Source organism: Streptomyces sp. NPDC091387, from assembly GCF_044756945.1.
Taxonomy (GTDB): Bacteria; Actinomycetota; Actinomycetes; order Streptomycetales; family Streptomycetaceae; genus Streptomyces.
In genome coordinates this window covers 316,938-339,281 of sequence record NZ_JBIVTZ010000005.1, presented here as the reverse complement: position 1 = coordinate 339,281, position 22,344 = coordinate 316,938, and the positions used below count along the sequence as shown (strand labels likewise).

22 protein-coding genes, 1 tRNA gene and 1 pseudogene are annotated in these 22,344 nt (G+C 71.4%); 14 read left to right on the top strand and 10 right to left on the bottom strand.

What is annotated here, in order from left to right:
- Nucleotides 1–150 precede the first annotated feature (150 nt).
- Nucleotides 151–1,806, top strand: coding sequence for an FAD-binding dehydrogenase (locus ACIQM0_RS13175; RefSeq protein ID WP_401286025.1), 1,656 nt, complete (start codon nucleotides 151–153; stop codon nucleotides 1,804–1,806).
- A 93-nt stretch (nucleotides 1,807–1,899) separates the two neighbouring features.
- Entirely contained in the window at nucleotides 1,900–3,138 is a 1,239-nt protein-coding gene (locus ACIQM0_RS13170) for an aromatic acid exporter family protein (protein WP_401286024.1), read from the top strand.
- 50 nt (nucleotides 3,139–3,188) lie between these two features.
- Here ACIQM0_RS13170 and ACIQM0_RS13165 read toward each other — a convergent pair whose 3' ends face one another.
- Entirely contained in the window at nucleotides 3,189–3,620 is a 432-nt protein-coding gene (locus ACIQM0_RS13165; protein ID WP_401286023.1) for an ASCH domain-containing protein, read from the bottom strand.
- 110 nt (nucleotides 3,621–3,730) lie between these two features.
- Here ACIQM0_RS13165 and ACIQM0_RS13160 point away from each other — a divergent pair, with 110 nt between their 5' ends.
- Nucleotides 3,731–4,495 carry a molybdopterin-dependent oxidoreductase gene (locus ACIQM0_RS13160; protein WP_385033575.1) on the top strand — a complete coding sequence of 255 codons (765 nt, stop codon included), beginning with the start codon at nucleotides 3,731–3,733 and terminating at the stop codon, nucleotides 4,493–4,495.
- Nucleotides 4,437–5,126 carry a cytochrome b/b6 domain-containing protein gene (locus ACIQM0_RS13155; protein ID WP_401286022.1) on the top strand — a complete coding sequence of 230 codons (690 nt, stop codon included), beginning with the start codon at nucleotides 4,437–4,439 and terminating at the stop codon, nucleotides 5,124–5,126. Before ACIQM0_RS13160 ends, ACIQM0_RS13155 begins: the two co-directional genes overlap by 59 nt.
- Nucleotides 5,127–5,167: 41 nt before the next feature.
- Here the strand turns inward: ACIQM0_RS13155 and ACIQM0_RS13150 are convergent, their stop codons facing one another.
- On the bottom strand, nucleotides 5,168–6,565 hold the full coding sequence (locus tag ACIQM0_RS13150) for a GntP family permease (protein WP_401286021.1): 1,398 nt from the start codon (nucleotides 6,563–6,565) through the stop codon (nucleotides 5,168–5,170).
- Nucleotides 6,566–6,576: 11 nt separating this feature from the next.
- The gene (locus ACIQM0_RS13145) at nucleotides 6,577–7,086 is read right to left on the bottom strand and encodes a gluconokinase (protein WP_363025287.1); all 510 of its coding nucleotides are present in this window, start codon (nucleotides 7,084–7,086) and stop codon (nucleotides 6,577–6,579) included.
- Between the two features lie 143 nt (nucleotides 7,087–7,229).
- Here ACIQM0_RS13145 and ACIQM0_RS13140 point away from each other — a divergent pair, with 143 nt between their 5' ends.
- Together ACIQM0_RS13140 and ACIQM0_RS13135 are read left to right on the top strand one after the other, a co-directional pair.
- On the top strand, nucleotides 7,230–7,931 hold the full coding sequence (locus ACIQM0_RS13140) for an FCD domain-containing protein (protein ID WP_363025286.1): 702 nt from the start codon (nucleotides 7,230–7,232) through the stop codon (nucleotides 7,929–7,931).
- Nucleotides 7,932–7,991: 60 nt separating this feature from the next.
- A pseudogene (locus ACIQM0_RS13135) lies at nucleotides 7,992–8,189 on the top strand (amidohydrolase family protein); the annotation flags it as partial.
- 63 nt (nucleotides 8,190–8,252) lie between these two features.
- Here ACIQM0_RS13135 and phsA read toward each other — a convergent pair.
- Nucleotides 8,253–10,133, bottom strand: a complete 1,881-nt coding sequence (phsA, locus tag ACIQM0_RS13130) for an O-aminophenol oxidase PhsA (RefSeq protein WP_401286138.1) — start codon at nucleotides 10,131–10,133, stop codon at nucleotides 8,253–8,255.
- Nucleotides 10,134–10,418: 285 nt separating this feature from the next.
- On the opposite strand from phsA, the gene ACIQM0_RS13125 reads away from it, so the two are divergent.
- Nucleotides 10,419–11,504 carry an S-(hydroxymethyl)mycothiol dehydrogenase gene (locus tag ACIQM0_RS13125; protein ID WP_401286020.1) on the top strand — a complete coding sequence of 362 codons (1,086 nt, stop codon included), beginning with the start codon at nucleotides 10,419–10,421 and terminating at the stop codon, nucleotides 11,502–11,504.
- On the top strand, nucleotides 11,504–12,133 hold the full coding sequence (locus tag ACIQM0_RS13120; protein WP_401286019.1) for an MBL fold metallo-hydrolase: 630 nt from the start codon (nucleotides 11,504–11,506) through the stop codon (nucleotides 12,131–12,133). Before ACIQM0_RS13125 ends, ACIQM0_RS13120 begins: the two co-directional genes overlap by 1 nt.
- 21 nt (nucleotides 12,134–12,154) lie before the next feature.
- Here the strand turns inward: ACIQM0_RS13120 and ACIQM0_RS13115 are convergent, their stop codons facing one another.
- The 3 genes from ACIQM0_RS13115 to ACIQM0_RS13105 form a co-directional block, all read right to left on the bottom strand.
- Complete coding sequence (locus ACIQM0_RS13115; protein ID WP_401286018.1) at nucleotides 12,155–13,090, bottom strand: pseudouridine synthase; 936 nt, start codon at nucleotides 13,088–13,090, stop codon at nucleotides 12,155–12,157.
- 95 nt (nucleotides 13,091–13,185) lie between these two features.
- Entirely contained in the window at nucleotides 13,186–14,391 is a 1,206-nt protein-coding gene (locus tag ACIQM0_RS13110) for a hypothetical protein (RefSeq protein ID WP_401286017.1), read from the bottom strand.
- Entirely contained in the window at nucleotides 14,388–15,455 is a 1,068-nt protein-coding gene (locus ACIQM0_RS13105) for a hypothetical protein (RefSeq protein WP_401286016.1), read from the bottom strand. The genes ACIQM0_RS13110 and ACIQM0_RS13105 overlap by 4 nt, the downstream gene beginning before the upstream one ends.
- A gap of 304 nt (nucleotides 15,456–15,759) precedes the next feature.
- Here ACIQM0_RS13105 and ACIQM0_RS13100 point away from each other — a divergent pair, with 304 nt between their 5' ends.
- Nucleotides 15,760–16,494, top strand: a complete 735-nt coding sequence (locus ACIQM0_RS13100; protein ID WP_401286015.1) for a dienelactone hydrolase family protein — start codon at nucleotides 15,760–15,762, stop codon at nucleotides 16,492–16,494.
- Between the two features lie 39 nt (nucleotides 16,495–16,533).
- Here ACIQM0_RS13100 and ACIQM0_RS13095 read toward each other — a convergent pair whose 3' ends face one another.
- Nucleotides 16,534–17,226 (bottom strand): TetR/AcrR family transcriptional regulator, encoded by a 693-nt coding sequence (locus ACIQM0_RS13095; RefSeq protein WP_401286014.1) that lies wholly within the window; start codon nucleotides 17,224–17,226, stop codon nucleotides 16,534–16,536.
- Between the two features lie 53 nt (nucleotides 17,227–17,279).
- Between ACIQM0_RS13095 and ACIQM0_RS13090 the strand changes: the two genes are divergently transcribed.
- Nucleotides 17,280–18,398 carry an FAD-dependent oxidoreductase gene (locus ACIQM0_RS13090; protein ID WP_401286013.1) on the top strand — a complete coding sequence of 373 codons (1,119 nt, stop codon included), beginning with the start codon at nucleotides 17,280–17,282 and terminating at the stop codon, nucleotides 18,396–18,398.
- A 67-nt stretch (nucleotides 18,399–18,465) separates the two neighbouring features.
- Here the strand turns inward: ACIQM0_RS13090 and ACIQM0_RS13085 are convergent.
- Nucleotides 18,466–18,553, bottom strand: a tRNA-Leu gene (locus ACIQM0_RS13085).
- 183 nt (nucleotides 18,554–18,736) lie between these two features.
- On the opposite strand from ACIQM0_RS13085, the gene ACIQM0_RS13080 reads away from it, so the two are divergent.
- The 3 genes from ACIQM0_RS13080 (at nucleotide 18,737) to ACIQM0_RS13070 (ending at nucleotide 21,383) form a co-directional block, all read left to right on the top strand.
- Complete coding sequence (locus ACIQM0_RS13080) at nucleotides 18,737–20,071, top strand: M20/M25/M40 family metallo-hydrolase (RefSeq protein WP_401286012.1); 1,335 nt, start codon at nucleotides 18,737–18,739, stop codon at nucleotides 20,069–20,071.
- A 142-nt stretch (nucleotides 20,072–20,213) separates the two neighbouring features.
- Nucleotides 20,214–20,447 carry a chaplin gene (locus ACIQM0_RS13075; RefSeq protein ID WP_363025269.1) on the top strand — a complete coding sequence of 78 codons (234 nt, stop codon included), beginning with the start codon at nucleotides 20,214–20,216 and terminating at the stop codon, nucleotides 20,445–20,447.
- Between the two features lie 138 nt (nucleotides 20,448–20,585).
- A complete protein-coding gene (locus tag ACIQM0_RS13070) occupies nucleotides 20,586–21,383 on the top strand; it encodes a chaplin (protein WP_401286011.1) in 798 nt (265 codons plus the stop codon).
- A 61-nt stretch (nucleotides 21,384–21,444) separates the two neighbouring features.
- On the opposite strand, the gene ACIQM0_RS13065 is transcribed toward ACIQM0_RS13070, so the two are convergent.
- The gene (locus ACIQM0_RS13065) at nucleotides 21,445–21,633 is read right to left on the bottom strand and encodes a DUF5703 family protein (protein WP_250970632.1); all 189 of its coding nucleotides are present in this window, start codon (nucleotides 21,631–21,633) and stop codon (nucleotides 21,445–21,447) included.
- A gap of 47 nt (nucleotides 21,634–21,680) precedes the next feature.
- Here ACIQM0_RS13065 and ACIQM0_RS13060 point away from each other — a divergent pair, with 47 nt between their 5' ends.
- Nucleotides 21,681–22,340 carry a hypothetical protein gene (locus ACIQM0_RS13060; RefSeq protein ID WP_363025265.1) on the top strand — a complete coding sequence of 220 codons (660 nt, stop codon included), beginning with the start codon at nucleotides 21,681–21,683 and terminating at the stop codon, nucleotides 22,338–22,340.
- The last annotated feature ends 4 nt before the right edge of the window (nucleotides 22,341–22,344 follow it).

Here is a 22,344-nt window from a genome sequence, read left to right as displayed (position 1 = left end):
TGCGGCCGGAGTACCGCCGACCGGGCGGTTGACGCCGGGGCGGCCGGTACCGAAGATCTGACGCACCAGTAACTTCGCGAGGCGCCGCACGGGTGATGTGCGGTCCTTCCGCCGGACCCGGTCCGGACCGCCCCGACAAGGATGGAACCCATGGCGTACGACGCTGATGTGATCGTGATCGGGGCAGGACTGGCCGGGCTGGTCGCCACGGCCGAGCTGGTCGACGCGGGCCGCTCGGTGATCCTGCTCGACCAGGAGCCCGAGCAGTCGCTCGGCGGCCAGGCGCACTGGTCCTTCGGCGGCCTCTTCCTGGTCGACTCGCCCGAACAGCGCCGGATGCGGATCAAGGACAGCCACGAGCTGGCGCTCCAGGACTGGCTGGGCACGGCGGGCTTCGACCGCGAGGAGGACCACTGGCCGAAGAAGTGGGCCGAGGCCTACGTCGACTTCGCCGCCGGTGAGAAGCGCTCCTGGCTGCACGAGCGGGGAGTGCGGTTCTTCCCCGTCGTCGGCTGGGCCGAGCGCGGCGGCTACGACGCGAACGGCCACGGCAACTCCGTCCCCCGCTTCCACATCACCTGGGGCACCGGCCCCGGTATCGTCGCCCCGTTCGAGCGCCGGGTGCGCGAGGGCGTCGCCAAGGGCCTCGTCACCTTCTGCTTCCGCCACCGGGTCACCGCTCTCGGCCGCACCGGGGGCACCGTCGACACCGTGAGCGGCGAGATCCTGGAGCCGAGCGGCGCGGCCCGCGGGACCGCGAGCAGCCGGGAGACGGCCGGCGACTTCGAGCTCAGGGCCCAGGCGGTGATCGTCACCTCCGGCGGCATCGGCGGCAACCACGACCTCGTGCGCGCGCAGTGGCCGGAGCGGCTCGGCACCCCGCCCGCCAAGATGCTCTCCGGCGTACCCGCCCATGTGGACGGGCTGATGCTCGGCATCACCGAGGAGGCGGGCGCCCACCACATCAACCGCGACCGGATGTGGCACTACACCGAGGGCATCGAGAACTGGAACCCGATCTGGGCCAGGCACGGCATCCGCATCCTGCCGGGACCGTCCTCGCTCTGGCTGGACGCCCGCGGCAAGCGGCTGCCCGTCCCGCTCTTCCCCGGCTTCGACACTCTCGGCACCCTCGACCACATCATGCGCAGCGGCCACGGTTACACCTGGTTCGTGCTCGACCAGAGGATCATCGGCAAGGAGTTCGCGCTCTCCGGCTCCGAGCAGAACCCCGACCTGACCGGCAAGTCCGTCCGCGGCGTGATCGGCCGGGCACGCGCGGACGTACCCGCTCCGGTGAAGGCGTTCATGGACAACGGGGCGGACTTCGTCGTCGAGAACGACCTCGGCGCGCTGGTCCGCGGCATGAACGCGCTCACCGGTGACTCACTCATCGACGAGGCCGAACTGCGCCGCGAGATCACCGCCCGCGACCGCGAGATCGCCAACCCCTTCACCAAGGACCTCCAGATCACCGCGATCCGGGGCGCCCGCACCTACCTGGGCGACAAGCTGATCCGTACGGCCGCACCGCACCGCATCCTCGACCCCAAGGCCGGGCCGCTGATCGCCGTCCGGCTGAACATCCTGACCCGCAAGTCGCTCGGCGGCCTGGAGACGGACCTGTCCTCCCGGGTGCTCACCGCCGACGGCACCCCGCTGGCCGGGGTGTACGCGGCCGGCGAGGCGGCCGGTTTCGGCGGCGGCGGGGTGCACGGCTACCGCTCGCTGGAGGGCACGTTCCTCGGCGGCTGCCTCTTCTCCGGCCGGGCGGCGGGCCGGGCCGCGGCGGAAGCGGTCGGATAGCCGTATCGATCACGGGCGGGGATCACGCGTCCGTCCGGTGGGGTTCGGGGCCGGAAACCGTACGGGGGCACCGGATGCGGGCAGAGGAAGGAGATGCCAGCAGTAGCCGAACCCGTGATCGACCTCGTCCGGCGCACCACCGAATCCGTGCGCGTCCAGACCCTGCGTTCCACGGGTGCCGCGGTGATCGCCTATGTCGTGGCGACGTCGACCCTGTCCCAGCCCGCCCCGCTGACCGCTCCGCTCACCGCGCTGCTCGTCGTCCAGGTCACCCTGTACGCCACGCTCACCACCGGGATCCGGCGGGTGAACGCCGTGGTCGTCGGGGTGCTCATCGCGAGCGGATTCAGCTCCCTGGTCGGACTGACCTGGTGGAGCCTCGGACTGACGATCTTCACCTCACTGATCATCGGCCGGCTGGTCCGGGTGAACGAGTTCGTCCCCGAGGTGGCGATCAGCGCCATGCTGGTGCTCGGTGTCGCGCAGGTCGCCGACACCGCCTGGGAGCGCGTGTTCGAAACCCTGATCGGCGCGGGCGTGGGCCTGCTGTTCAACCTGCTGTTCGCCCCGCCCGTCTGGGTCCAGTCGGCGGGGGCGTCGATCGACGGCCTCGCCCGCGAGATGGGGGAGATGCTCCGCGACCTGGGCGGTGACCTGGGCGGCCGGGTCACCGTCGACCAGGCGGCCGAGCGGCTGCACCGGGCCCGCCGCATCGACCACGACATCGTGGCCGTGGACGCCTCGCTGCGGCAGGCCGAGGAGAGCCTCATGCTCAACCCGCGGGTCCGGCAGGGGCTGCTCTACCGCGTCGTGCTGCGCACCGGTCTGGACACCCTGGAGATCTGCGCCGTGGTGCTCCGGGTGCTGGCCAGGACGCTGACCGACCTGGCCAAGGACCGGGTCGACGAACCCCTCTTCCCCGCCGATGTGGCCTCCGGGCTCACGGAACTGTTCGGGCAGCTGGCGGACGCCGTCGAGAGCTTCTCGATGCTGATCACCACCCCGGTCGCCGCGAGCGCGGAAGGCGCGGAGGCACGGTTGGCCGACGCGCTCACCGTCAGCCGCGCCACCCGGGACCAGGTGGCGGACCTGCTGCTGGCGGCGGTCCAGGACCACCCCAGGAAATGGCAGCTCCACGGAGCGCTGCTCGCCGAGGTCGACCGCATTCTGGACGAGCTCGACATCGAGAAGCGCACGGAGCGCCTCGGCAAGGAGCTCGACCGCCGCTCGGGAGAGATGCACGAGCGCCATCCCCGCCTGCTCGCGCTCAGGCGGCGGCTGGACCTCGTCCGGCGCGCGAACCAGGCGCAGGCCGCCGCGGGCGGAAGGTGAGGAACCGCCCGGCCCCGCCGCGCTGTCCGCCCGCCGCCCCGTCCTCCCGCTCAGGCCGGGGCGATCAGCTCCACGACCCGGAAGCGTTCGGCGACGACCAGGGTGTCGTCGTCGACCGTGAACTCCGGGTCGCCGAGCCCCTCCCGCATCTCGTCGCTGTGCCAGAACCGCTCGTGGCCGGCCCGCCACTGCGCGACCGACGTGTCGCCCTCGCCCTCGTCCAGCACATGCTGGAGGTCCACGTCCCCGAGGCGCAGGATCCGTACCTCCGTCACCTCCAGGACCGCGATCTCCCGGCCGTCCGAATCGATCAGCGCCGACCGCTCACCCACCGGGGGCGGCTCCTCCTGCTCCGCCTCGTACTCCACGAGCAGTCCGGTCGTCGACACCTTCCGGCCGTCGAGCACCGCGGCGACCAGCTGATCGCGCAGCGGTCCCGGGAAGACCAGGAGGAAGGGCTTGAGCGCTTCACGGTTCGGCATGGCGCAAGTCTGGCATCCGCGGTCCGCCCGTGACCGGGAGAATCTGACGGGCCGGTGACGGACCGCCGCCGCCCCTGGCATCCGGCGCCCCGGAGTGCTCGAATCGAGGAGTGAACAGTCCCCCTCCCGGCGCCGGACCCGAACCGGCGGAGCCGGGCCCTGATCCCGACGCGGTCGGCGCCCCCGTCGGCCGCCGCCTGGTCCTGACGATGCTCGGCCTCGGCGCCGCCGGGCTCGTCGCCGCCCCGGTCCTGCAACGGACCATGGAATCGGGTCTGGGCGCGCTCGCCGACAAGGACCCCACCGGGCTGACCGGGCTGCTGCCCAACGGCGGCGGCTTCCGGTACTACTCCGTGGCCTCGTCCGTACCGTCGAAGGGCGCGGCCGACTACCGGCTGACCGTCGACGGGCTGGTCGACCGCCCGGCCACCTACACCCTGGACGCCCTGAAGGCGCTGCCGCAGACCCGGATGGTCCGCGACGTGCAGTGCGTGACCGGATGGCGGGTGCCCGAGACCCCGTTCGAGGGCGTACGGCTCTCGGCACTGCTGGACGCGGCGGGTGTCCGGCCGGGGGCGAAGGCGATCCGCTTCACCTGCTTCGACGGCACCTACAGCGAGAGCCTCACCCTCGCCCAGGCCCGCCGCGCCGACGTACTGGTCGCACTGCGCATGCAGGACCGGCCGGTGTCCCACTCCCACGGCGGCCCGGTCCGGCTCTACGTGGCCCCGATGTACTTCTACAAGTCGGCGAAATGGCTCTCCGGGATCACCGTCACGGACTCCGTACGCCCCGGTTACTGGGAGGAGCTCGGATATGACGTCGACGCCTGGGTCGGCCGGTCCAACGGCCGTGACGACGCCCCCACGACCTGAGGTGCCCGGCCGGGTACGGCGGTTCGGCCGGCCGGTGCGCTGGGTGCACCGCGGCACGGCGGCACTGATGCTGCTCTGCGTGGCCACGGCCGCCTGCCTGTACGTGCCGCAGCTCGCCGAACTCGTCGGGCGCCGCCATCTGGTGGTCACCGTGCACGAGTGGTCCGGGCTGCTGATCCCCGTACCGCTGCTGGCGGGGCTGTTCTCGCGGGCCGTGCGGGGGGACGTCTCGCGGCTCAACCGGTTCGGACCGCACGACCGGAAGTGGCTGCGGGCCGTGCGCCGCCGCGACCACCGGCCCGGCTCCAGGCCCGCCGGGAAGTTCAACGCCGGGCAGAAGCTCTACGCGGCCTGGATCGCGGGTGCGGTGCTGGTGATGGCCGGCACCGGGCTGCTGATGTGGTTCACCGGGCTGGCCCCGCTGATGTGGCGGACCGGCGCCACGTTCGTCCACGACTGGCTGGCGCTGGCGATCGGCATCGTGCTGGGCGGCCACATCGCGATGGCGTACGCCGACCCGGAGGCGCGCCGCGGCATGCGCACCGGGTCGGTCGAGCGGCGTTGGGCCCGTCGGGAGCACGCGCTGTGGCGGATCCCCGCGGACCCGGCCGAACCGCCGGAAGACCGGTGACCGACGATCCGGTCACCGGCCTTCCGGTCTGCTGAACATGCCTAGAGGATCAGCGACAGCAGCAGGATGAAGACCAGCGAGACCACCGAGATGATGGTCTCCATCACCGACCAGGTCTTCACCGTCTGGCCGACGTCCATCCCGAAGTACTCCTTCACCAGCCAGAACCCGGCGTCGTTGACATGGCTGAAGAAGAGCGAACCCGCGCCGACGGCGAGGACCAGCAGCGCGGCGTGCGACGTCGACATGTCGGCCGCCAGCGGGGCGACCAGACCGGCGGCCGAGATGGTCGCCACGGTCGCGGAGCCGGTCGCGAGCCGGATCCCCACGGCGATCAGCCAGCCGAGCAGCAGGGCGGGTATCGACCAGTTCTCGGAGAACTCCAGGATCATCCGGCCGACACCGGCGTCGATGAGGGTCTGCTTGAACCCGCCGCCCGCGCCCACGATCAGCAGCACGCCCGCGATCGGGGCGAGGGACTTCTCGACGGTGGTGGCGAGCCGGCCCTTGGTGAACCCGGCCGCCCGGCCCAGCGTGAACATGCCGACGACGACGGCGGCGAGGAGCGCGATCAGCGGGGAGCCGATCACATCGGTGACCCGCTGGACACCCTGCTCGGGGTCGTCCACCACGATGTCGACCAGTGCCTTGATCAGCATGAGGACGACGGGCAGCAGAATCGTGGCCAGCGTGGCACCGAAGCCGGGCCGGCGGTCCAGGTCCTCGGACGGGCGCTGCGGGATCATATTCTCCGGCGCCTCGATGTCCACCCAGCGGGCGGCGTAGCGGGAGAAGACCGGACCGGCGAGGATCACCGTCGGGATCGCGACCAGCACACCGAGGGCCAGCGTGACGCCCAGGTTGGCGTCGAGCGCGTCGATCGCGACCAGCGGGCCGGGGTGCGGGGGAATGAGTCCGTGCATCACGGAGAGGCCGGCCAGCGCCGGGATCCCGATCCGCATCAGGGAGTAGTTGCCGCGCTTGGCGACGAGCAGCACCACCGGGATCATCAGCACGATCCCGACCTCGAAGAACAGCGGCAGGCCGATGATCGAGGCGATCAGGACCATCGCCCAGGGCATGGCCCGGCCGCTCGCCCGCGCGAGGATGGTGTCGACGATCTGGTCCGCGCCGCCGGAGTCCGCGAGGAGCTTGCCCAGGATCGCGCCGAGCGCGATCAGGACGCCGACGCCCGCGACGGTCGAGCCGAGGCCCGCGGTGAAGCTCGCGATCGTCTTGGCCGGCGCCGCGCCGGCGAACGAACCGAGCGCCAGCGAGCCGATGGTCAGTGCGAGGAACGCGTGCATCTTGAACTTGGTGATGAGCAGGACGATGACGGCGATGCCCGCCAGTACGGCGATGCCCAACTGCGCGTTGCCGGCCGAGGTGATCGGTTCGACGGCGTCCGCTGCCAGCGTCTCGACGCTGAGACTGGTCACGGTGATGATCCTTAGCTGTCCAGCCGGCGCAGTGCCGCGACGGCTCGCTGGGTTATCTCTTCGGGGGTGCCGGACACGTCCACGGCGACGCCGGCCTCGTCGTCCTCAAGGGGCTGGAGGGTGGCGAACTGCGAGTCGAGGAGCGCGGTCGGCATGAAGTGGCCCTTGCGGTCCGCCATCCGTTCCTCGATCAGGGACCGCTCGCCGGTCAGATGCAGGAACAGGGCACCGGGGGCCTCGCCGCGCAGCCGGTCGCGGTAGACCCGCTTCAGCGCGGAGCTGCTGACCACGCCGCCGAGCCCGGCCCGGCCGTGTGCCCACTGCCCGATCGCGTCGAGCCAGGGCCACCGGTCGGCATCCTCCAGCGGGGTTCCGGCCGACATCTTGGCGATGTTCGCGGGGGGATGGAAGTCGTCGCCCTCGGCGTAGGGAACGCCGAGTGCGGCGGCGAGCAGGGGACCGATCGTGGTCTTGCCGGTCCCTGCCACGCCCATCACCACGACGACGTGGGGGGTGCTCATTACGGTGCCTCGCTGTTCTCTTCGATGTCGTCCTCGACATCGGTCCGTCGCGCTACTGAAACCTATACGTACGACTTATTCAAGATGCTGTGACGTAAAAGTCGTACTTAATGTTCCCTGAGGGTCCCCGTACTCTTGTGCTCATGACCACACAGGGCCAGGGGCTGCATACACATGTGCTGGACACCCTCGGTCTGGAGATCGCAGCGGGTGAACACCTGCCCCGTCAGGTGCTGCGTACTGATGAACTGGCCCAGCGATTCGACGTCTCGCGCACGGTCGTACGGGAAGTGATCCGCGTCCTGGAGTCCATGCACCTGGTCGAGTCCCGGCGCCGGGTCGGCGTGACCGTACGGCCCGCCGAGGAGTGGAACGTCTACGACCCGCAGGTCATCCGGTGGCGGCTGGCCGGCGCCGACCGCCCGCGCCAGCTGCGCTCACTGACGGTCCTTCGCTCGGCGATCGAGCCCGTCGCCGCCTCGCTCGCCGCCCGCCACGCCACCCCGGAACAGTGCGCGCAGCTCACCGAACGGGCCCTCGGCATGGTCGCCACCTCGCGCGGCCAGCAGCTGGAGGGGTACCTCGAACACGACATCGCCTTCCACCGGATCGTGCTCAACGCCTCCGGCAACGAGATGTTCGCGCGCCTGGGCGACGTCGTCGCCGAAGTCCTGGCGGGGCGCACCCACCACCAGGTGATGTTCGAGGACCCCGACCCGGCGGCCGTCACCCTCCATGTCCGGCTCGCCGAAGCGGTGCGCGAGGGCGACGCCGCGGAGGCGGAGCGGCTGACGAAGGAGATCGCGGTGGGCGCCCTGCACGAACTCGACGTGCTCGCCCCCTGATCCGACCGCCCTCGGCCTGCCGTTCCTACGGCCTTACGTGCTGCAGCCGCGCGGCGCGGGGACGCAGCCGGCTTCCGGACCCACTTCCACGCGCTGGGCGACCGCGCGGTCCGCCAGGCGCTGGACGCCGTCGAGGCCGCCCGCACCGCCAACGGGCACACCGGCACCCGCCCGCACCTCGCCCATCTCCAGATCGTCCACCCCGACGACTTCCCCCGCTTCCGCGCCCTCGGGGCCACGGCCAACATCCAGCCGCTCGGGGACTGACCCCCGGCATCCCTCCGCGCCGCCACGCGGAGGGACGCCGTACCTCCGGCAGGATCAGCCGGTGTGCCCCTCATGGCCGCCGTGGCCACCGCCGTGCCCGGCGCCGTGGTCGAACTTCATGGCCTGTGGCGGCATCACGACGAACGGCCGCATCATGCCCATGTCCTCGTGCTCCAGCAGATGGCAGTGGTACATGAACCGTCCGTACGCCCCGTCGAACAGGCCGAGCACCTTCACCAGCTGCCCCTGGGGGACCAGGAAGACGTCCTTCCACCCCCGCTCGTTCGGCGGCGTCGGGACCGCGGTGCCGTGGTCGAACTCGACCGGGGAACGGGTCCCGCCGACCGCCGGGTCGAAGCCGTCCAGGGTGTACGCCTCCCGGCCCATCACCTGGAAGTCCGCCAGATGGATGTGCATCGGATGCGTCGGCACACCCAGGTTGAGGAACGACCACTGCTCGTACGTGCTCTCGCCGACCGTGAACCCGAGACCGTCGTTGAAGGTCCGCGCGGTCCTGCGGTACGTGCGCACGGCGCCGTCCTCGCCCCGCACCTGGATCACGCCGTCCGACGGCACCGCCACTCCGGCGGCGTCCTCGACCTCCGTCATCTCCCAGATCTCCGGGTGGCCGCCGCCCCCGAGCGTGCCGGGCGCGGTCAGTACGACGAGCCGGTGCCCGTGCTCCACCTGGCCGTGCTCGTACCGCCGGAAGGAACCGGACAGCACCTCGGGCAGCTCGAAGCCGTCCCGGCGCCCCGTCTCCCGCACCCGGAACTCCATCACCTGCGGGAACGGCACGTCCGCCGCCGGGTCCGGCACGCCGGGGGCGAGCTTCCCCTTGTTGACCAGGCGGACCCGGCGGCCCGCCAGCGACGAGAAGTCGATCAGCAGGTCCATCCGCTCGGCCGGGCCGATCCTCAGCGTCGGCAGCACCTCGTCGAAATCGACCGGCACCGGCCGCGGCAGCAGCCCGCCGTCGCTGCCGATCTGCCGGATGACGCCGGGGACCGGGTTGTTCTCGTCGTCGACCAGCACCAGATCGTAGATCCGCGCGTTGGAGGCGTTGACGAGCCGGAAGCGGTACCAGGCGTCGTCCACGTCCAGGTACGGCCAGATGCGGCCGTTGACCGTGGTGTACGGGCCCAGGAACGGCAGCGAGACCGGCTTCCCGGTCTCCGGGTCGGCCTCCACGACCGTGGTCGTCTTGTGCAGCAGCCGCCCGTTGAGCCGGCCGTCCTCGTCGGTGTCCAGATTGCGGTCCGTGAGGATCAGCGGCAGCTCCCGGTCGCCCGAGGGCAGACCGAGCGCGTCCTCCTCGTCGTCCCTGATCAGATAGGTGCCGACGAGTCCGGCGTACACGTTCCACCGGGTGATGTTCATGGCGTGGTCGTGGTACCACCACTGGGCGGCCTGATGATCGTTCGGATACTCGGAGAGCTGCGCGTCGCCGTGGCCGACCGCGTTGTCCGCCCAGCCGTCGTTGCCGCCGCCCGTCTGCGCGCCGTGCAGATGCGTCACCGTCCACGCGGGCAGCGCCGCGACGTCCGCGTCCGGCTCGACGCCGTCCCGGCCGGGACGGTTGTGCGGCGCCGGCTCACCCGGCTTCACCGGGCCCACCTCCACGGCGGTGACCGGGTACTCGCTCCCCTCCGGGATGCGGTTGGTCCAGGCGATCCTGATCCGCTGCCCGCGCCGCACCTCGATCGTCGGACCGGGCACCGTGCCGTTGTAGCCCCACATCAGGGTCGGCGGCAGCTGCGCGTGCAGCCGCACCCAGGCCGGGGTGAGCGCGATCTCCGTCTCCGTGAGCACGTTCCCGCTGTGCGGACGCAGCACCGGCGGTACGGTCAACGCGTCCGTGTAGGGGACGAGTCCGCCGACCCGCGCCCCGATGTCCTCGTGTTCCCCGCTGATCTTCTCCGTGTGTACGCCCATACGTACGGCAGTCTCGGTCAAGGTACTTCCCCCGTGATCCGTCAGCTTCGGAACCCGGGCCCCTGCCCCCGCAGGTACCGGCTCCGGGCTCCCTCTGCACCGGAAAGGACGTCCCGGAACCGGGCACAGTTCAGCGCTACGTACCCTCTGTCCGAAACCGGTGCGTTCGCGCCGGGGAAGGCCACCCGGTTCGCGCCAACGCGGCGCGCCGCCGTGACACGCTCGCACCGCGTACGGTTGTTCGTGATCGATCTCAGTAAAAGTCGGGAAAGGGAGACCACGGGAATGGCGCAGCAGGTACAAGGGGTCATCGCACCGGGAAAGAACGAGCCGGTACGGGTCGAGACGATTGTCATCCCGGACCCCGGCCCCGGTGAGGCCGTGGTGAAGATCCAGGCGTGCGGCGTGTGCCACACCGACCTGCACTACAAGCAGGGCGGCATCAACGACGAGTTCCCCTTCCTCCTCGGCCACGAGGCCGCGGGCGTCGTGGAGTCCGTCGGCGAGGGCGTCACGGACGTGGCACCGGGCGACTTCGTCGTCCTCAACTGGCGCGCGGTGTGCGGACAGTGCCGTGCCTGTCTGCGCGGCCGCCCCTGGTACTGCTTCGACACCCACAACGCCAAGCAGAAGATGACCCTGCTGGACGGCACGGAGCTGTCGCCCGCACTCGGCATCGGCGCCTTCGCCGAGAAGACCCTGGTCGCCTCCGGCCAGTGCACCAAGGTCGACCCCGAGGTCGCCCCGGCCGTCGCCGGACTCCTCGGCTGCGGCGTGATGGCGGGCATCGGCGCCGCCATCAACACCGGCGAGGTCGGCCGCGGCGACTCGGTCGCCGTCATCGGCTGCGGTGGTGTCGGTGACGCGGCGGTCGTCGGCGCCCGGCTGGCCGGAGCGGCGAAGATCATCGCCGTGGACATCGACGACCGCAAGCTGGAGACGGCGAAGAAGATGGGTGCCACGCACACCGTCAACTCCCGCACCCAGGAACCGGTCGAGGCCATCCGCGCGCTCACCGGCGGCAACGGCGCCGACGTCGTCATCGAGGCGGTCGGCCGCCCGGAGACGTACAAGCAGGCGTTCTACGCCCGCGACCTCGCCGGCACCGTCGTCCTGGTCGGCGTCCCCACCCCGGAGATGCAGATCGAGCTCCCGCTCCTGGACGTCTTCGGCCGCGGCGGCTCGCTCAAGTCCTCCTGGTACGGCGACTGCCTGCCCTCGCGCGACTTCCCGATGCTCATCGACCTGCACCAGCAGGGCCGGATCGACCTCGGCGCGTTCGTCACCGAGACCATCGGACTCGGCGACATCGAGCAGGCCTTCGCCCGGATGCACGACGGCGACGTCCTGCGCTCGGTGGTGGTGTTCTGATGACGGCCCGCATCGACCACCTCGTCACCTCCGGCACCTTCGCCCTCGACGGCGGCGAATGGGACGTCGACAACAACGTGTGGATCGTCGGGGACGACACCGAGGCGGTCGTCATCGACGCCGCCCACGACGCCGCCGCCATCGAGGCCGCACTCGGCGGCCGCACGCTGCGCGCCATCATCTGCACCCACGCGCACAACGACCACATCGACGCGGCACCCGCGCTCGCCGACGCCACCGGCGCGCCGATCCTGCTGCACCCCGACGACCTGCCGCTGTGGAAGCAGACCCACCCGGACCGGGCCCCCGACGGCGAACTGGCCGACGGCCAGGAGCTGAGCGTCGCCGGGACGAGCCTCACCGTCCTGCACACCCCCGGCCACGCGCCCGGCGCCGTCTGCCTGTACGCCCCCGAGCTGTCCACCGTCTTCACCGGTGACACGCTCTTCCAGGGCGGGCCCGGCGCCACCGGCCGGTCGTTCTCCCACTTCCCGACGATCGTCGCGTCGATCAGGGACCGGCTGCTCGCCCTGGACCCGGCCACCGCCGTCCGCACCGGGCACGGCGGCTCCACGACCATCGGCGCGGAGGCCCCGCACCTGGACGAATGGATCGCCCGCGGCCACTGACGACGGCACGGGTGCCGGCGCTCACCCCTCCGGCCACGCGGAGAGCCGCAGCCCGCTCTCGAAGCGGCGCGGCCCTCCCGTGACCGGATCGGTGAACTCCAGCACCCGTGCCAGCAGTTGGAGCGGGCGCGACCAGTCGTCGGGCGCACCCTCCGCCTCGACCACCGGATAGACCGGGTCATGGACGAGCGGCAGACCCAGGCTGTTCATATGGACCCGCAGCTGATGCGTCCGCCCGGTGGCGGGCAGCAGCCGGTAGCGCCCGAGCCCCTCCCGGTGCGCCAGCAGCTCGATCCGGCTCTCGCTGTTCGGCTCGCCCGGCTCCTCCCGGGCGGCGATCACCCCGCGCTCCTTCACGATGCGGCTGCGCACCGTGCGCGGGAGGACCAGCCGCGGCTCGTACGGCGCCACCGCCTCGTACTCCTTGCGCACCAGGCGGTCCCGGAACAGCGTCTGGTACGCGCCCCGCTCCTCGGGCCGGACGACGAACAGCACCAGTCCCGCCGTCAGCCGGTCCAGCCGGTGCGCCGGCTGCAGCAGGGGAGCGCCCAGCTCGCGGCGGAGCCGGGCCACGGCCGTCTCCGTGATGTGCCGGCCGCGCGGTGTCGTCGCCAGGAAGTGCGGCTTGTCCGCGACGACCAGGTGCTCGTCCCGGTACACGACACCGACCGGGAACGGCACCGGCTCCTCCGGCGCGAAGTCCCGGTGGAACCAGAGGTACCGGCCCGCCCCGTACGGCTCCCGGCCCGTCACCGCGCCCCGGACCGAGACGAACAGGCCGCCCGCGAGCATGGAGTCGACCTGCTCCGCCCCGATCGCCTCGCCGAACCGCGCCAGCAGATGATCACGGACCGTGGGCCACTGCCCGTCGGGATCCTCCGGGAGCCGCACCCGGACCGGATCGATCCCGTCACGCTGCGGCAGCGGCGACGGGGGAGGCTTCGCGCGGCCCCTCACCGGAGCCCGCCCGCTGTTCCGCCCGGCCCCGGGGTGCTGGTTCTCATGGTGCGGAGAATCCTTCCACAGGAACGGCGCCCCGCGCGCCGGACCCGTCAGGCGCGCGGGAGGGGCACCTTCTCGGTGCCGCAGCCGATGCGCTCTGCCTCCGCCGCGACATAGCCGGGCAGCAGATCACCGGTGAGCCCGAACTCGCCCTTGTCCGTCTGCGTCAGCTGCTCCACCACGAACACCACGTGACCGGTCTGACAGGACGCCCGGTACACCGCCCGGTTCCCGGCCAGCCTCCCGTAGCCCTTGGTGCCCTTGAAGGGAACGCCGGAGCGCAGCGCGTCCCAGGAGAAGATCTCGGCCAGCGCCGGGTCCACCACCGTCGTCATCCGCAGCACCGGTTCGCGGGAGCCGCCACCGACCTCGCAGACCCGGGCCGGGCCGTTGCCGCCACCACCGACCCGGGTGCGCGACAACTCCTTGCGGTACGCCGCCGGCAGGGCGAGCCCCTTGGTGCCGCAGAGCGCGGCCACGTCGGTGTCCTGCCAGGTCACGACAGCCGGCAGGGTCCGCGGTGACCGGTAGCCGCCCGAGCAGCCGAAGGACCGGATGACCCCGTTGGCCGCCTCCACCAGGGTGTCGGTGAGGGCGACGCGGTCCTCCCGCGCGAGCTCCGAGGTGACGTCCAGGCCCGCCATGCCCATGCTGACGTCCACCACGGTGGGTCCGGAGAACTCGCCGCGCCCCGTGCAGCCCTGGGGCAGCGCCAGCCAGCCGCGCGACGCGGACGCCATACCGGGGAGGCCCTCGCCCAGCGACACCATGCCGGCCGCCAGGAACTCCTGCGGCCACTGCCTACCGTCGGTCCCTCGCAGGCCGTCCAGCTGGTGCACGTCGACGGTCACCTGGCGCATGACCCGGTCGTTCCTGAAACTGGTGATGCGGCACTGTCCGTACGACAGCCCGTCACCCTGCCGGCTGCTCTGCAGCGGCTGTTCGGCGACCTCGGTCCTGCGGTCACCGAAGAGCTCCGACACGGTGGCGTCGCCGAGCGAGTCCCAGCAGGGCGCGGGCCCGAGGAACGGAAGGGTGTCGGTGCGCCAGGCGACCGCACCGGCGCCGAGCAGCGCGCCGACCAGACCGGCGGCGGTGACGGCACGGGCCGTACGGCTCCGCAGCAGGCGGCGCACGAAGGAGGGGCGGTCGCCCGCCGGAACGGTGGGCTCGTCCTTGTCCGGCCCGGCGCCTTCGGGAGTGGTGGATCCGGTTCCGGAGGGACCGGCGTTCTCGGGGTACTTGTCCTCGCTCACGCGTCCTCACCGTCCCCGCACCCGATGCGCTGGCCCACGGACTCCGCGAAGCGGTCGAACACCCGCCGGTCGTCGGGTCTGCCCCGGCCCTTCAGGCCGGTCTCGACGTTTCCGTAGAACACCGTCGGACGGCCACCGCAGGTCGTGCGCAGCAAGCCGTGCGCGGAGCCGGCGGGAAGGCCGTCGAACAGCGCGACCATGCGCGGCCGGCGCGCCATCACATACTGCGCCGACGGCTCGTCGGGTGCGCGTGCGGTCCGCCACGCCACCGAACACGTCTGGAGCCGGTCGGTGACCGTGCCCACCTGCTGCTGGTAGCGCGAACCCTCGCCGAAGTCGAAGGTCATGCCGGGTATCCGGCACAGCGGACTCTCCGCCCGCTCGTCGTCCTCGGCCACCGTCACGATGGGCGAGGTCGTGTGCAGCGGCTCGCCCGGTGCGCAACCGGCCTTCTCCATCGTGGTGTTGGCGGCGTCGAGCAGCATCCGGCCGACATCGGCGGTGCTGCCGATCGCGAACGGCATGGCCACCTTGCCGAGATGGCCGTCGCCCGAGCTGTCGCTCCGGATCGTCACGGCCGACGGCCTGCCGTCCGCGTCGCACTCCTGAGGCAGCACCAGCATGGCCCGGTCACTGGCGACCAGCCCGTCGAGCCCGTCCGGGAGCGGCGAGGCCGAGCCGTGGAAGTACTGGGCTATCCAGGCCCGTCGCTCCTTGGCGCCGGCGGGGACCGGCCCGTACTCCAGGGTGATCTGCTCCTTGAAGGTGAGCGGCTGGTCCGAGTCGTCGTCCTCGACCTCGGAGGTCACCGCCAGGGTGCAGCTGCCGTGCGGCCGACCGGCCGAGGGCGGCGCGGACTCGGTGGCCCGCCGCTCGGAGCCTGACTTGCCGAGTGCCTCGTCGCCGAGGAACGACGCGCCGCTGTCCTGCTCCCACGCCCCCCAGCAGTAGGTGTCGCGGAACGGCCAACTGTCGGTGGCCCAAAGGCCGATGCCGGACGCGAGCACCGCCCCGGTGACCACCCCGGCAAGGACCGTGACCCGCCGTCTTCCCCCGCTGACCATGACATTTCCCCCTTGCGAACCGCGACGGACACAGCGGAGCCGATGCTACGGCGTCAACGGACGGGACGTGCAGGGAGGTTGGAGCCGGCTGCTGGCGCCGCCCTCGGCCGGCGGGCTACGCTGCGCGGCGATGACTACCGGGACGGCCTTGCGCCACACACGGATTGGCTACCCGGCGCTCCACTGAGCGCTGTACGGGCCGGAATCGGCCCGCTGTCCGACCGAGGATCCGGCGCTGCCGCGCGGGCTCCACCTCCTGTCGTGTTGACCACAGATCTGGACGTCAACCACGACAGGAGAAACCATGCCCAGCAAGATGCTGCGGATTCCCACCGCGGACGGCCAGGCCGAGGCCTTCGCCGCCTTCCCCGACCGCGGCGAGCGGCACCCGGGGGTGCTGATGTACGCGGACGGCTTCGGTATCCGGCCCGCGCTGCGGGAGATGGCCCTCGAACTGGCCGGACACGGGTACTACGTGCTCGTCCCCCACCTCTTCCACCGGCACGGTCCGGTGCCGGTGGTCGAACTCCCCGAGCACATCGGGGAAGAGGACCGGCCCCGGGTCATGGCCCAGGTGATGCCCCTGATCCAGGCGCACACCGCTGAACGCGTCCTGAGCGACACCGACGCCTACCTCCGCTTCCTCACCACCCGGCCCGAGGCCGGTGCCGGTCCGGTCGCGGTGACCGGATACTGCGTCGGCGGACTCCTGGCGATGCGCACCGCTGCCGCCCACCCGGGCCAGGTGGCCGCCGTCGCCGGATTCCACGCCCCCGTGGGCGCCGACGGTCCGGGCCTCTTCTCCGGGCTCACCGCCGAGGTGTACCTCGGTCACGCCGAGGGCGACATGACACCCGAGGCGCTCCGCGAGCTCAACCGGTCCCTGGACGCCGCGGGTGTCGGCCACACCTCCGAGATCTACCCCGGCACCGTCCACGGCTTCACCATGGCCGACACCGACGCGTTCAGCGCCTCCGGGCTGCAGCGCCACTGGGACAGCCTGCTGCCCCTCCTGGACCGCACCCTGGCCCATGGCTGAGGTGGCGGCGCGGACCCGGCCGCCACCGTGAGCTGACCGTCAGGCCGGTGGGAGGGCGAGCCTGGCGGCCACGGCGTCGAGGACCCAGTCCAGGCCGGTCGCGAAGGATGCCTCGGCGTCCACGTCGGTGCCGTCGTACACGGCCTTGGACAGCGCCGGGAAGCGGCCCGTGGCCAGCATCCTCGTCAGATGCGGGCCGCGGGCACGCTGCCAGTCGTGCTTGGACAGGCCCGTGGCGCGCTCGGCCCGCAGGTTCGTGATCTCCCGCCTGATCGCACCGTTGAAGTAGGCGCTGACGGTCTCCACGGCGCGCATGACGGTGTCGATGTCGGCGAGGCCGTCGAGGGCGGACAGCGTGGCCTCGCCCACGGCGAGGCCGTTCGGTCCCAGGGCCGGGCGGCCGCCGAGCAGGTCGGCCAGCCATTCATGACGGAGAGCGGCCTGCCGGGTGCGATGGGCGAGGACGCGCAGCGCCTCCCGCCAGTCACCGGGCTGCTCCTCGGGGAGGATCTCCGCCTGGACCTCGTCCAGCATGAGGTCGAACAGCTCCTCCTTGGTGGAGATGTATCCGTACAGCCGCATCGGGCCGGCGTTCAGCCGGGCGGCGACCTTGCGCACCGACACGGCCTCCAGCCCGCCCTCGTCGGCCAGCGTGACGGCGGCGGCGACGATCCGCTCCCGGTCGAGCGGAACGGGGCGCGTCGGCGGCTCCGGCCGGTCCCACACAGTCATGGCCCCATCGTACGCTTGCGATGCATTGCATCGCGGCAATACAGTGTATTGACATGAGACATCGAATCGCCGTGGTCGGCGGCGGCCCTGCCGGCCTTGCCTTCGCCCGTGTCCTGCACCGCCATGGCTACCCCGTCACCGTCCTCGAACGCGATCCAGCCCCCGACGCCCGTCCCCCGGGCGGCACCCTGGACCTGCAGGAAGGGCTGGGCCAGCTCGCGCTGGACAAGGCGGGGCTGCTGGCGGAGTTCCAGGAGCTGTCCCGCCCCGAGGGGCAGGCCATGCGCATCCTGGACACGGACGGAGCCGTCCTGCGCGACTGGCAGCCCCGCCCGGATGACCGGGCCAATCCCGAGATCGACCGCGGACAACTCCGCGACCTGCTGCTCGGCCCCCTCGACGTCCAGTGGGGCCGGGACGTGACGCGGGTGGTGCCGGGGGCCCGGGACGGCGCACTGGTCCGCTTCGCCGACGGGCGGCAGGAGGCGTTCGACCTCGTGGTCGGCGCGGACGGTGCCTGGTCCCGGGTCCGCCCGGCGCTCTCGTCGGCGACACCTCACTACACCGGCGTCACCTATGTCGAGACCTCCCTGGACGACATCGACACCCGCCACCCCGATCTCGCCCGGCTGGTCGGCGACGGCTCCCTGGCCGTGTTCGGCGTGAACCGGGCCCTCGTCGCCCAGCGCAACAGCGGCGGCCACGTCAAGGCGTACGCCCAGTTCCGCGCGCCGCTGGACTGGCACGCGGACCTGGACCTGGCCGACGTCGAGGCCATGCGATCGAGCCTGCTGGCGCTGTTCGACGGCTGGGCCGCTCCCGTCCTCGATCTCCTCCGCCGCGGCACCGCCTTCGTCCACCGCCCCCTCTACGTCCTGCCCGTGTCCCATACCTGGGCCCATGTCTCCGGGGTGACGCTGCTGGGCGACGCCGCCCATCTGATGCCCCCTCTGGGGGCGGGCGCGAACCTCGCGATGCTGGAAGGCGCCGAACTCGCCGAGTCCATCGCCACTTGCGCCGGAGACCTGGACGAGACCGTCCGCGCCTTCGAGGAGCAGATGTGGGCACGGGCCGGCAGGTGGGCGGGGATGACGGCGGCCGGTCTGGAACGCCTCTTGGGCCCGGACCCCGCCGAGGCCCTCGCCGTCTTCGACGAGGTCCAGCCGTCCTGACCGCCGGGCGCGCGAGCACGTCGCGGCCCGAGAAACAGAAAAACCCCACATGAAGTGGGGTTCCTGCTGGTGTCCGAGGGGGGACTTGAACCCCCACGCCCGATAAAGGGCACTAGCACCTCAAGCTAGCGCGTCTGCCATTCCGCCACCCGGACCAGGTGTCTGTCTCGCGGGCCGTGCCCGTTCCGACGTGGAAAACCATAGCAAACATTGGGAGGTGCTCGATCACGCGCGGGTCGGTGTGAAGGGCGCATGACGAGAGGTGGGGGGCCTTGGGCGTGCGGGCCGGGCGCGGGAGGATGAGGGGGAGCACCGCAGCGACAGTGGAAGGAACCAGCGTGAGCGAGACCAGAGCGGCCCGGACCGGCTCGGGCGAGAGCGCCGAGAACGAGGTCGTGGACCTCTGTCGTGATCTGATCCGGATCGACACCAGCAACTACGGGGACCATTCGGGGCCGGGCGAGCGGCTGGCCGCCGAGTACGTGGCCGAGAAGCTCGCCGAGGTCGGGCTGGAGCCGCAGATCTTCGAGTCCCACAAGGGCCGTGCCTCCACGGTGGCACGGATCGAGGGCGAGGACTCCTCCAAGCCGGCCCTGCTGATCCACGGCCACACCGACGTCGTCCCGGCGAACGCCGACGACTGGACGCACCACCCCTTCTCGGGCGAGATCGCGGACGGCTGCGTGTGGGGCCGCGGCGCGGTCGACATGAAGGACATGGACGCGATGACCCTCGCGGTCGTGCGCGAGCGGATGCGCAGCGGCCGCAAGCCCCCGCGGGACATCGTGCTGGCCTTCCTCGCGGACGAGGAGGCGGGCGGCACCTACGGGGCCCGCTATCTCGTCGACAAGCACCCCGGCCTGTTCGAGGGCGTCACCGAGGCGATCGGCGAGGTCGGCGGCTTCTCGTTCACGGTCAACGAGAACCTGCGGCTCTACCTCGTGGAGACCGCCCAGAAGGGCATGCACTGGATGCGGCTGACCGTGGACGGCACGGCCGGCCACGGTTCCATGACCAACGACGACAACGCGATCACCGAGCTGTGCGAGGCGGTCGGGCGGCTCGGCCGGCACAAGTGGCCGGTGCGGGTGACCAAGACGGTGCGGTCCTTCCTGGACGAGCTGTCCGACGCGCTGGGCACCCCGCTGGACCCCGAGGACATGGACGCAACGCTGGCCAAGCTGGGCGGCATCGCGAAAATGGTCGGCGCCACCCTGCGCAACTCCGCCGCCCCCACCATGCTGGGCGCGGGCTACAAGGTGAACGTGATCCCCGGGCAGGCCACCGCCCATGTCGACGGCCGCTTCCTGCCGGGGTACGAGCAGGAGTTCCTGGCCGACCTCGACCGGATCCTCGGCCCGCGCGTCAAGCGCGAGGACGTGCACGGCGACAAGGCACTGGAGACCGATTTCGACGGTTCGCTGGTGGACGCGATGCAGATCGCGCTCAGGGCGGAGGACCCGATCGCCCGCGCGGTCCCGTACATGCTCTCGGGCGGTACGGACGCCAAGTCCTTCGACGACCTGGGGATCCGCTGCTTCGGATTCGCCCCGCTGAAGCTCCCCCCGGAGCTCGATTTCGCGGGCATGTTCCACGGTGTGGACGAGCGGGTGCCGGTCGACGGCCTGAAGTTCGGCGTGCGGGTTCTTGACCGTTTCATCGACAACAGCTGACCTCGCGCCGACTTAATCGACAGCGTGTGCGTACAGACCGGAATGAGTGAAAGGGGCTTCCTGCTCGTAGCCCGATTGCTTTCTCCTCGTTACAGGTGATGCGGTCCGCGGCTGGGACCGCATTTGCCAACTAGGAGGAATAATGATCAAGAAGATCGTCGCCGCTGCGGCTGTCACCGGTGGTCTGGTGCTCGCGGGCGCCGGCATGGCCGTCGCCGACGCCGGCGCCCAGGGTGCCGCTATCGGCAGCCCCGGCGTGCTCTCGGGCAACGTCATCCAGGTTCCGGTTCACGTTCCCGTGAACCTGTGCGGCAACACCGTGAACGTCATCGGTCTGCTGAACCCGTCCTTCGGCAACACCTGCGTCAACGCCTGACGTTGTGCGTCAACCCGCAAGGGTTTGAGCCCGGTCGGCCCCGGAGCGCGCGCCATGTGCTCCGGGGCCGCCGGGTCCTTTGCCTCCGCACGGTCAAGTCCGGGGGTATTCCGGAAGGTAGAAGGCAGGAAACAACCTATGCGACAGGTCACGCGTAAAGGCCTGATCACCATGGCGGCTGCGGGCGGCGTTCTCGCGCTCAGTGGCGGTTACGCGCACGCCGACGCGGGAGCGTCCGGCGGCGCATCGAATTCCCCGGGGGTGCTTTCAGGGAATTCGGTACAGATCCCGGTCGAGGTTCCGGTGAACGTCTGCGGTAACTCCGTGAGCGTCGTCGGACTGCTCAACCCGGCCATGGGAAACACGTGCAAAAACGGTTCGGGAGGTGCGGCCGCGGGCCGGACCGGATCGACCGCGGGTACGTCGGGCGCTCACGCGCCGGACAGCCGGACCTCCGGCAGCCGCGCGTCGGACGACCACGGCCAGGGGGCGCGGACGGGCACCGGCAAGCACCGGGCCGCCCGTACCGACAACGGGGGCGGGGCAACGGCGGAGGGGTACGCACAGGGCTCACCCGGTCTGCTCTCGGGCAACCAGGTCCAGGTCCCCATCGACATCCCCGTGAACGCCTGCGGGAACAGCATCGACATCATCGGGCTGCTGAACCCCAGCTTCGGCAACACGTGCGAGAACGAGAGCACGCCGCAGGTCGACGTTCCGGCCCCGCCTCCGGTGACCCCGGTCACCCACGAGGCACCGCCGGCACCCGGACCGCGCACCGTCCCGAACGTGCCGGAGCCGCGGAGCATGCCCCCGGGCACCCCGCAGCTCGCACACACCGGATCGGGCGGCCTCGACGTGCTGATCCCGGCGAGCGTGGGTCTGCTGCTGGCAGGCGCGGGCACGGTGCTCTACCGCCGCGGCAGGGCCGCCTAGCGAACCGGCAGCAGGCAACGGCGAACGGAGCGGGCCCCGCGGCAGCGGGGCCCGCTCCGTTTCACCAGGTGGCCCGCAGCTGGCGGATGATCCGCCGGCGCAGCCGGACCCGGCGGCTGCCGTCGCGACGCAGCGACAGCCGGTCCAACTCCCAGTGCCCGTACTCCGCATGGTCGGTCAGCAGGCGGGTCGTCTCCTTCCGGGACACCCCGCGCGGCACGTACACGTCGACAAATTCGTATTCCGGCATCGCATCTATTGTGCGGGCAGAGCCCCTGTACGGATAGCGTCTGCCCTATGTCTGATGCTGCGCAGCCATCTGCTGCCGAGGTACGCGCCGCCGCCGATGCGGTCAAGGTCGCGCTCGACCGTCACCTCGACGCGGTCGAACGCCGGTCCGGGGACGACGACCCCGCTGTTTACGACGCGTTCAACGCACTGGCCGCTGCGGCGGAGGTCTATGACGAACTCCTCTACGACCGCCACGACGAGGTCACCCCCTTCGAGATCCCGGGCGCGGAGGACTCCCTGCCGCCCTACAGCGGTCCCGAGGAGCCGAACGCACTCAGTGTGCTGATCCGCCGCGACTACGCGGTGGTGGAGCCGCAGCGGCTGCTCGCCCAGGCGCAGCGGCTCGCGGACCTGGACCCGGACAGCCGGGGCAGCGGGACCGCGGCCGTGGTCGGCGGCAGCGTCCACGCGGCGCTGGGGGTGGTGTTCGGGGAGTACGAGGCGGACGAGATCGCCTCCCGGCACACGGAATTCGGCCTTGAGGAGGGTGACTCCACCCTCTGGGTCGCGGCGGCGGACGAACTGCCGGAGCCGGGGGAGTGGCTGGGCGCGCCCTTCGACGACGCCGACCCGCAGCTGGTGATCTGCCGTTTCGACGCCAGTGCCGTCTTCGACGAGGACGAGCTGGACGAGGAACTGGACGGTCTGGCGAGGGACAGCTCCTGACCGG

What these genes read in the sequence shown, in the direction of transcription:
- ACIQM0_RS13175 (WP_401286025.1), top strand. Translation starts at nt 151, where the DNA reads ATGGCGTACGACGCTGATGTGATCGTGATCGGGGCAGGACTGGCCGGG.
- ACIQM0_RS13170 (WP_401286024.1), top strand. Translation starts at nt 1,900, where the DNA reads ATGCCAGCAGTAGCCGAACCCGTGATCGACCTCGTCCGGCGCACCACC.
- ACIQM0_RS13165 (WP_401286023.1), bottom strand. Translation starts at nt 3,620, where the DNA reads ATGCCGAACCGTGAAGCGCTCAAGCCCTTCCTCCTGGTCTTCCCGGGA.
- ACIQM0_RS13155 (WP_401286022.1), top strand. Translation starts at nt 4,437, where the DNA reads ATGACGTCGACGCCTGGGTCGGCCGGTCCAACGGCCGTGACGACGCCC.
- ACIQM0_RS13145 (WP_363025287.1), bottom strand. Translation starts at nt 7,086, where the DNA reads ATGAGCACCCCCCACGTCGTCGTGGTGATGGGCGTGGCAGGGACCGGC.
- ACIQM0_RS13140 (WP_363025286.1), top strand. Translation starts at nt 7,230, where the DNA reads ATGACCACACAGGGCCAGGGGCTGCATACACATGTGCTGGACACCCTC.
- phsA (WP_401286138.1), bottom strand. Translation starts at nt 10,133, where the DNA reads ATGGGCGTACACACGGAGAAGATCAGCGGGGAACACGAGGACATCGGG.
- ACIQM0_RS13125 (WP_401286020.1), top strand. Translation starts at nt 10,419, where the DNA reads ATGGCGCAGCAGGTACAAGGGGTCATCGCACCGGGAAAGAACGAGCCG.
- ACIQM0_RS13120 (WP_401286019.1), top strand. Translation starts at nt 11,504, where the DNA reads ATGACGGCCCGCATCGACCACCTCGTCACCTCCGGCACCTTCGCCCTC.
- ACIQM0_RS13105 (WP_401286016.1), bottom strand. Translation starts at nt 15,455, where the DNA reads ATGGTCAGCGGGGGAAGACGGCGGGTCACGGTCCTTGCCGGGGTGGTC.
- ACIQM0_RS13100 (WP_401286015.1), top strand. Translation starts at nt 15,760, where the DNA reads ATGCCCAGCAAGATGCTGCGGATTCCCACCGCGGACGGCCAGGCCGAG.
- ACIQM0_RS13095 (WP_401286014.1), bottom strand. Translation starts at nt 17,226, where the DNA reads ATGACTGTGTGGGACCGGCCGGAGCCGCCGACGCGCCCCGTTCCGCTC.
- ACIQM0_RS13090 (WP_401286013.1), top strand. Translation starts at nt 17,280, where the DNA reads ATGAGACATCGAATCGCCGTGGTCGGCGGCGGCCCTGCCGGCCTTGCC.
- ACIQM0_RS13075 (WP_363025269.1), top strand. Translation starts at nt 20,214, where the DNA reads ATGATCAAGAAGATCGTCGCCGCTGCGGCTGTCACCGGTGGTCTGGTG.
- ACIQM0_RS13070 (WP_401286011.1), top strand. Translation starts at nt 20,586, where the DNA reads ATGCGACAGGTCACGCGTAAAGGCCTGATCACCATGGCGGCTGCGGGC.
- ACIQM0_RS13065 (WP_250970632.1), bottom strand. Translation starts at nt 21,633, where the DNA reads ATGCCGGAATACGAATTTGTCGACGTGTACGTGCCGCGCGGGGTGTCC.
- ACIQM0_RS13060 (WP_363025265.1), top strand. Translation starts at nt 21,681, where the DNA reads ATGTCTGATGCTGCGCAGCCATCTGCTGCCGAGGTACGCGCCGCCGCC.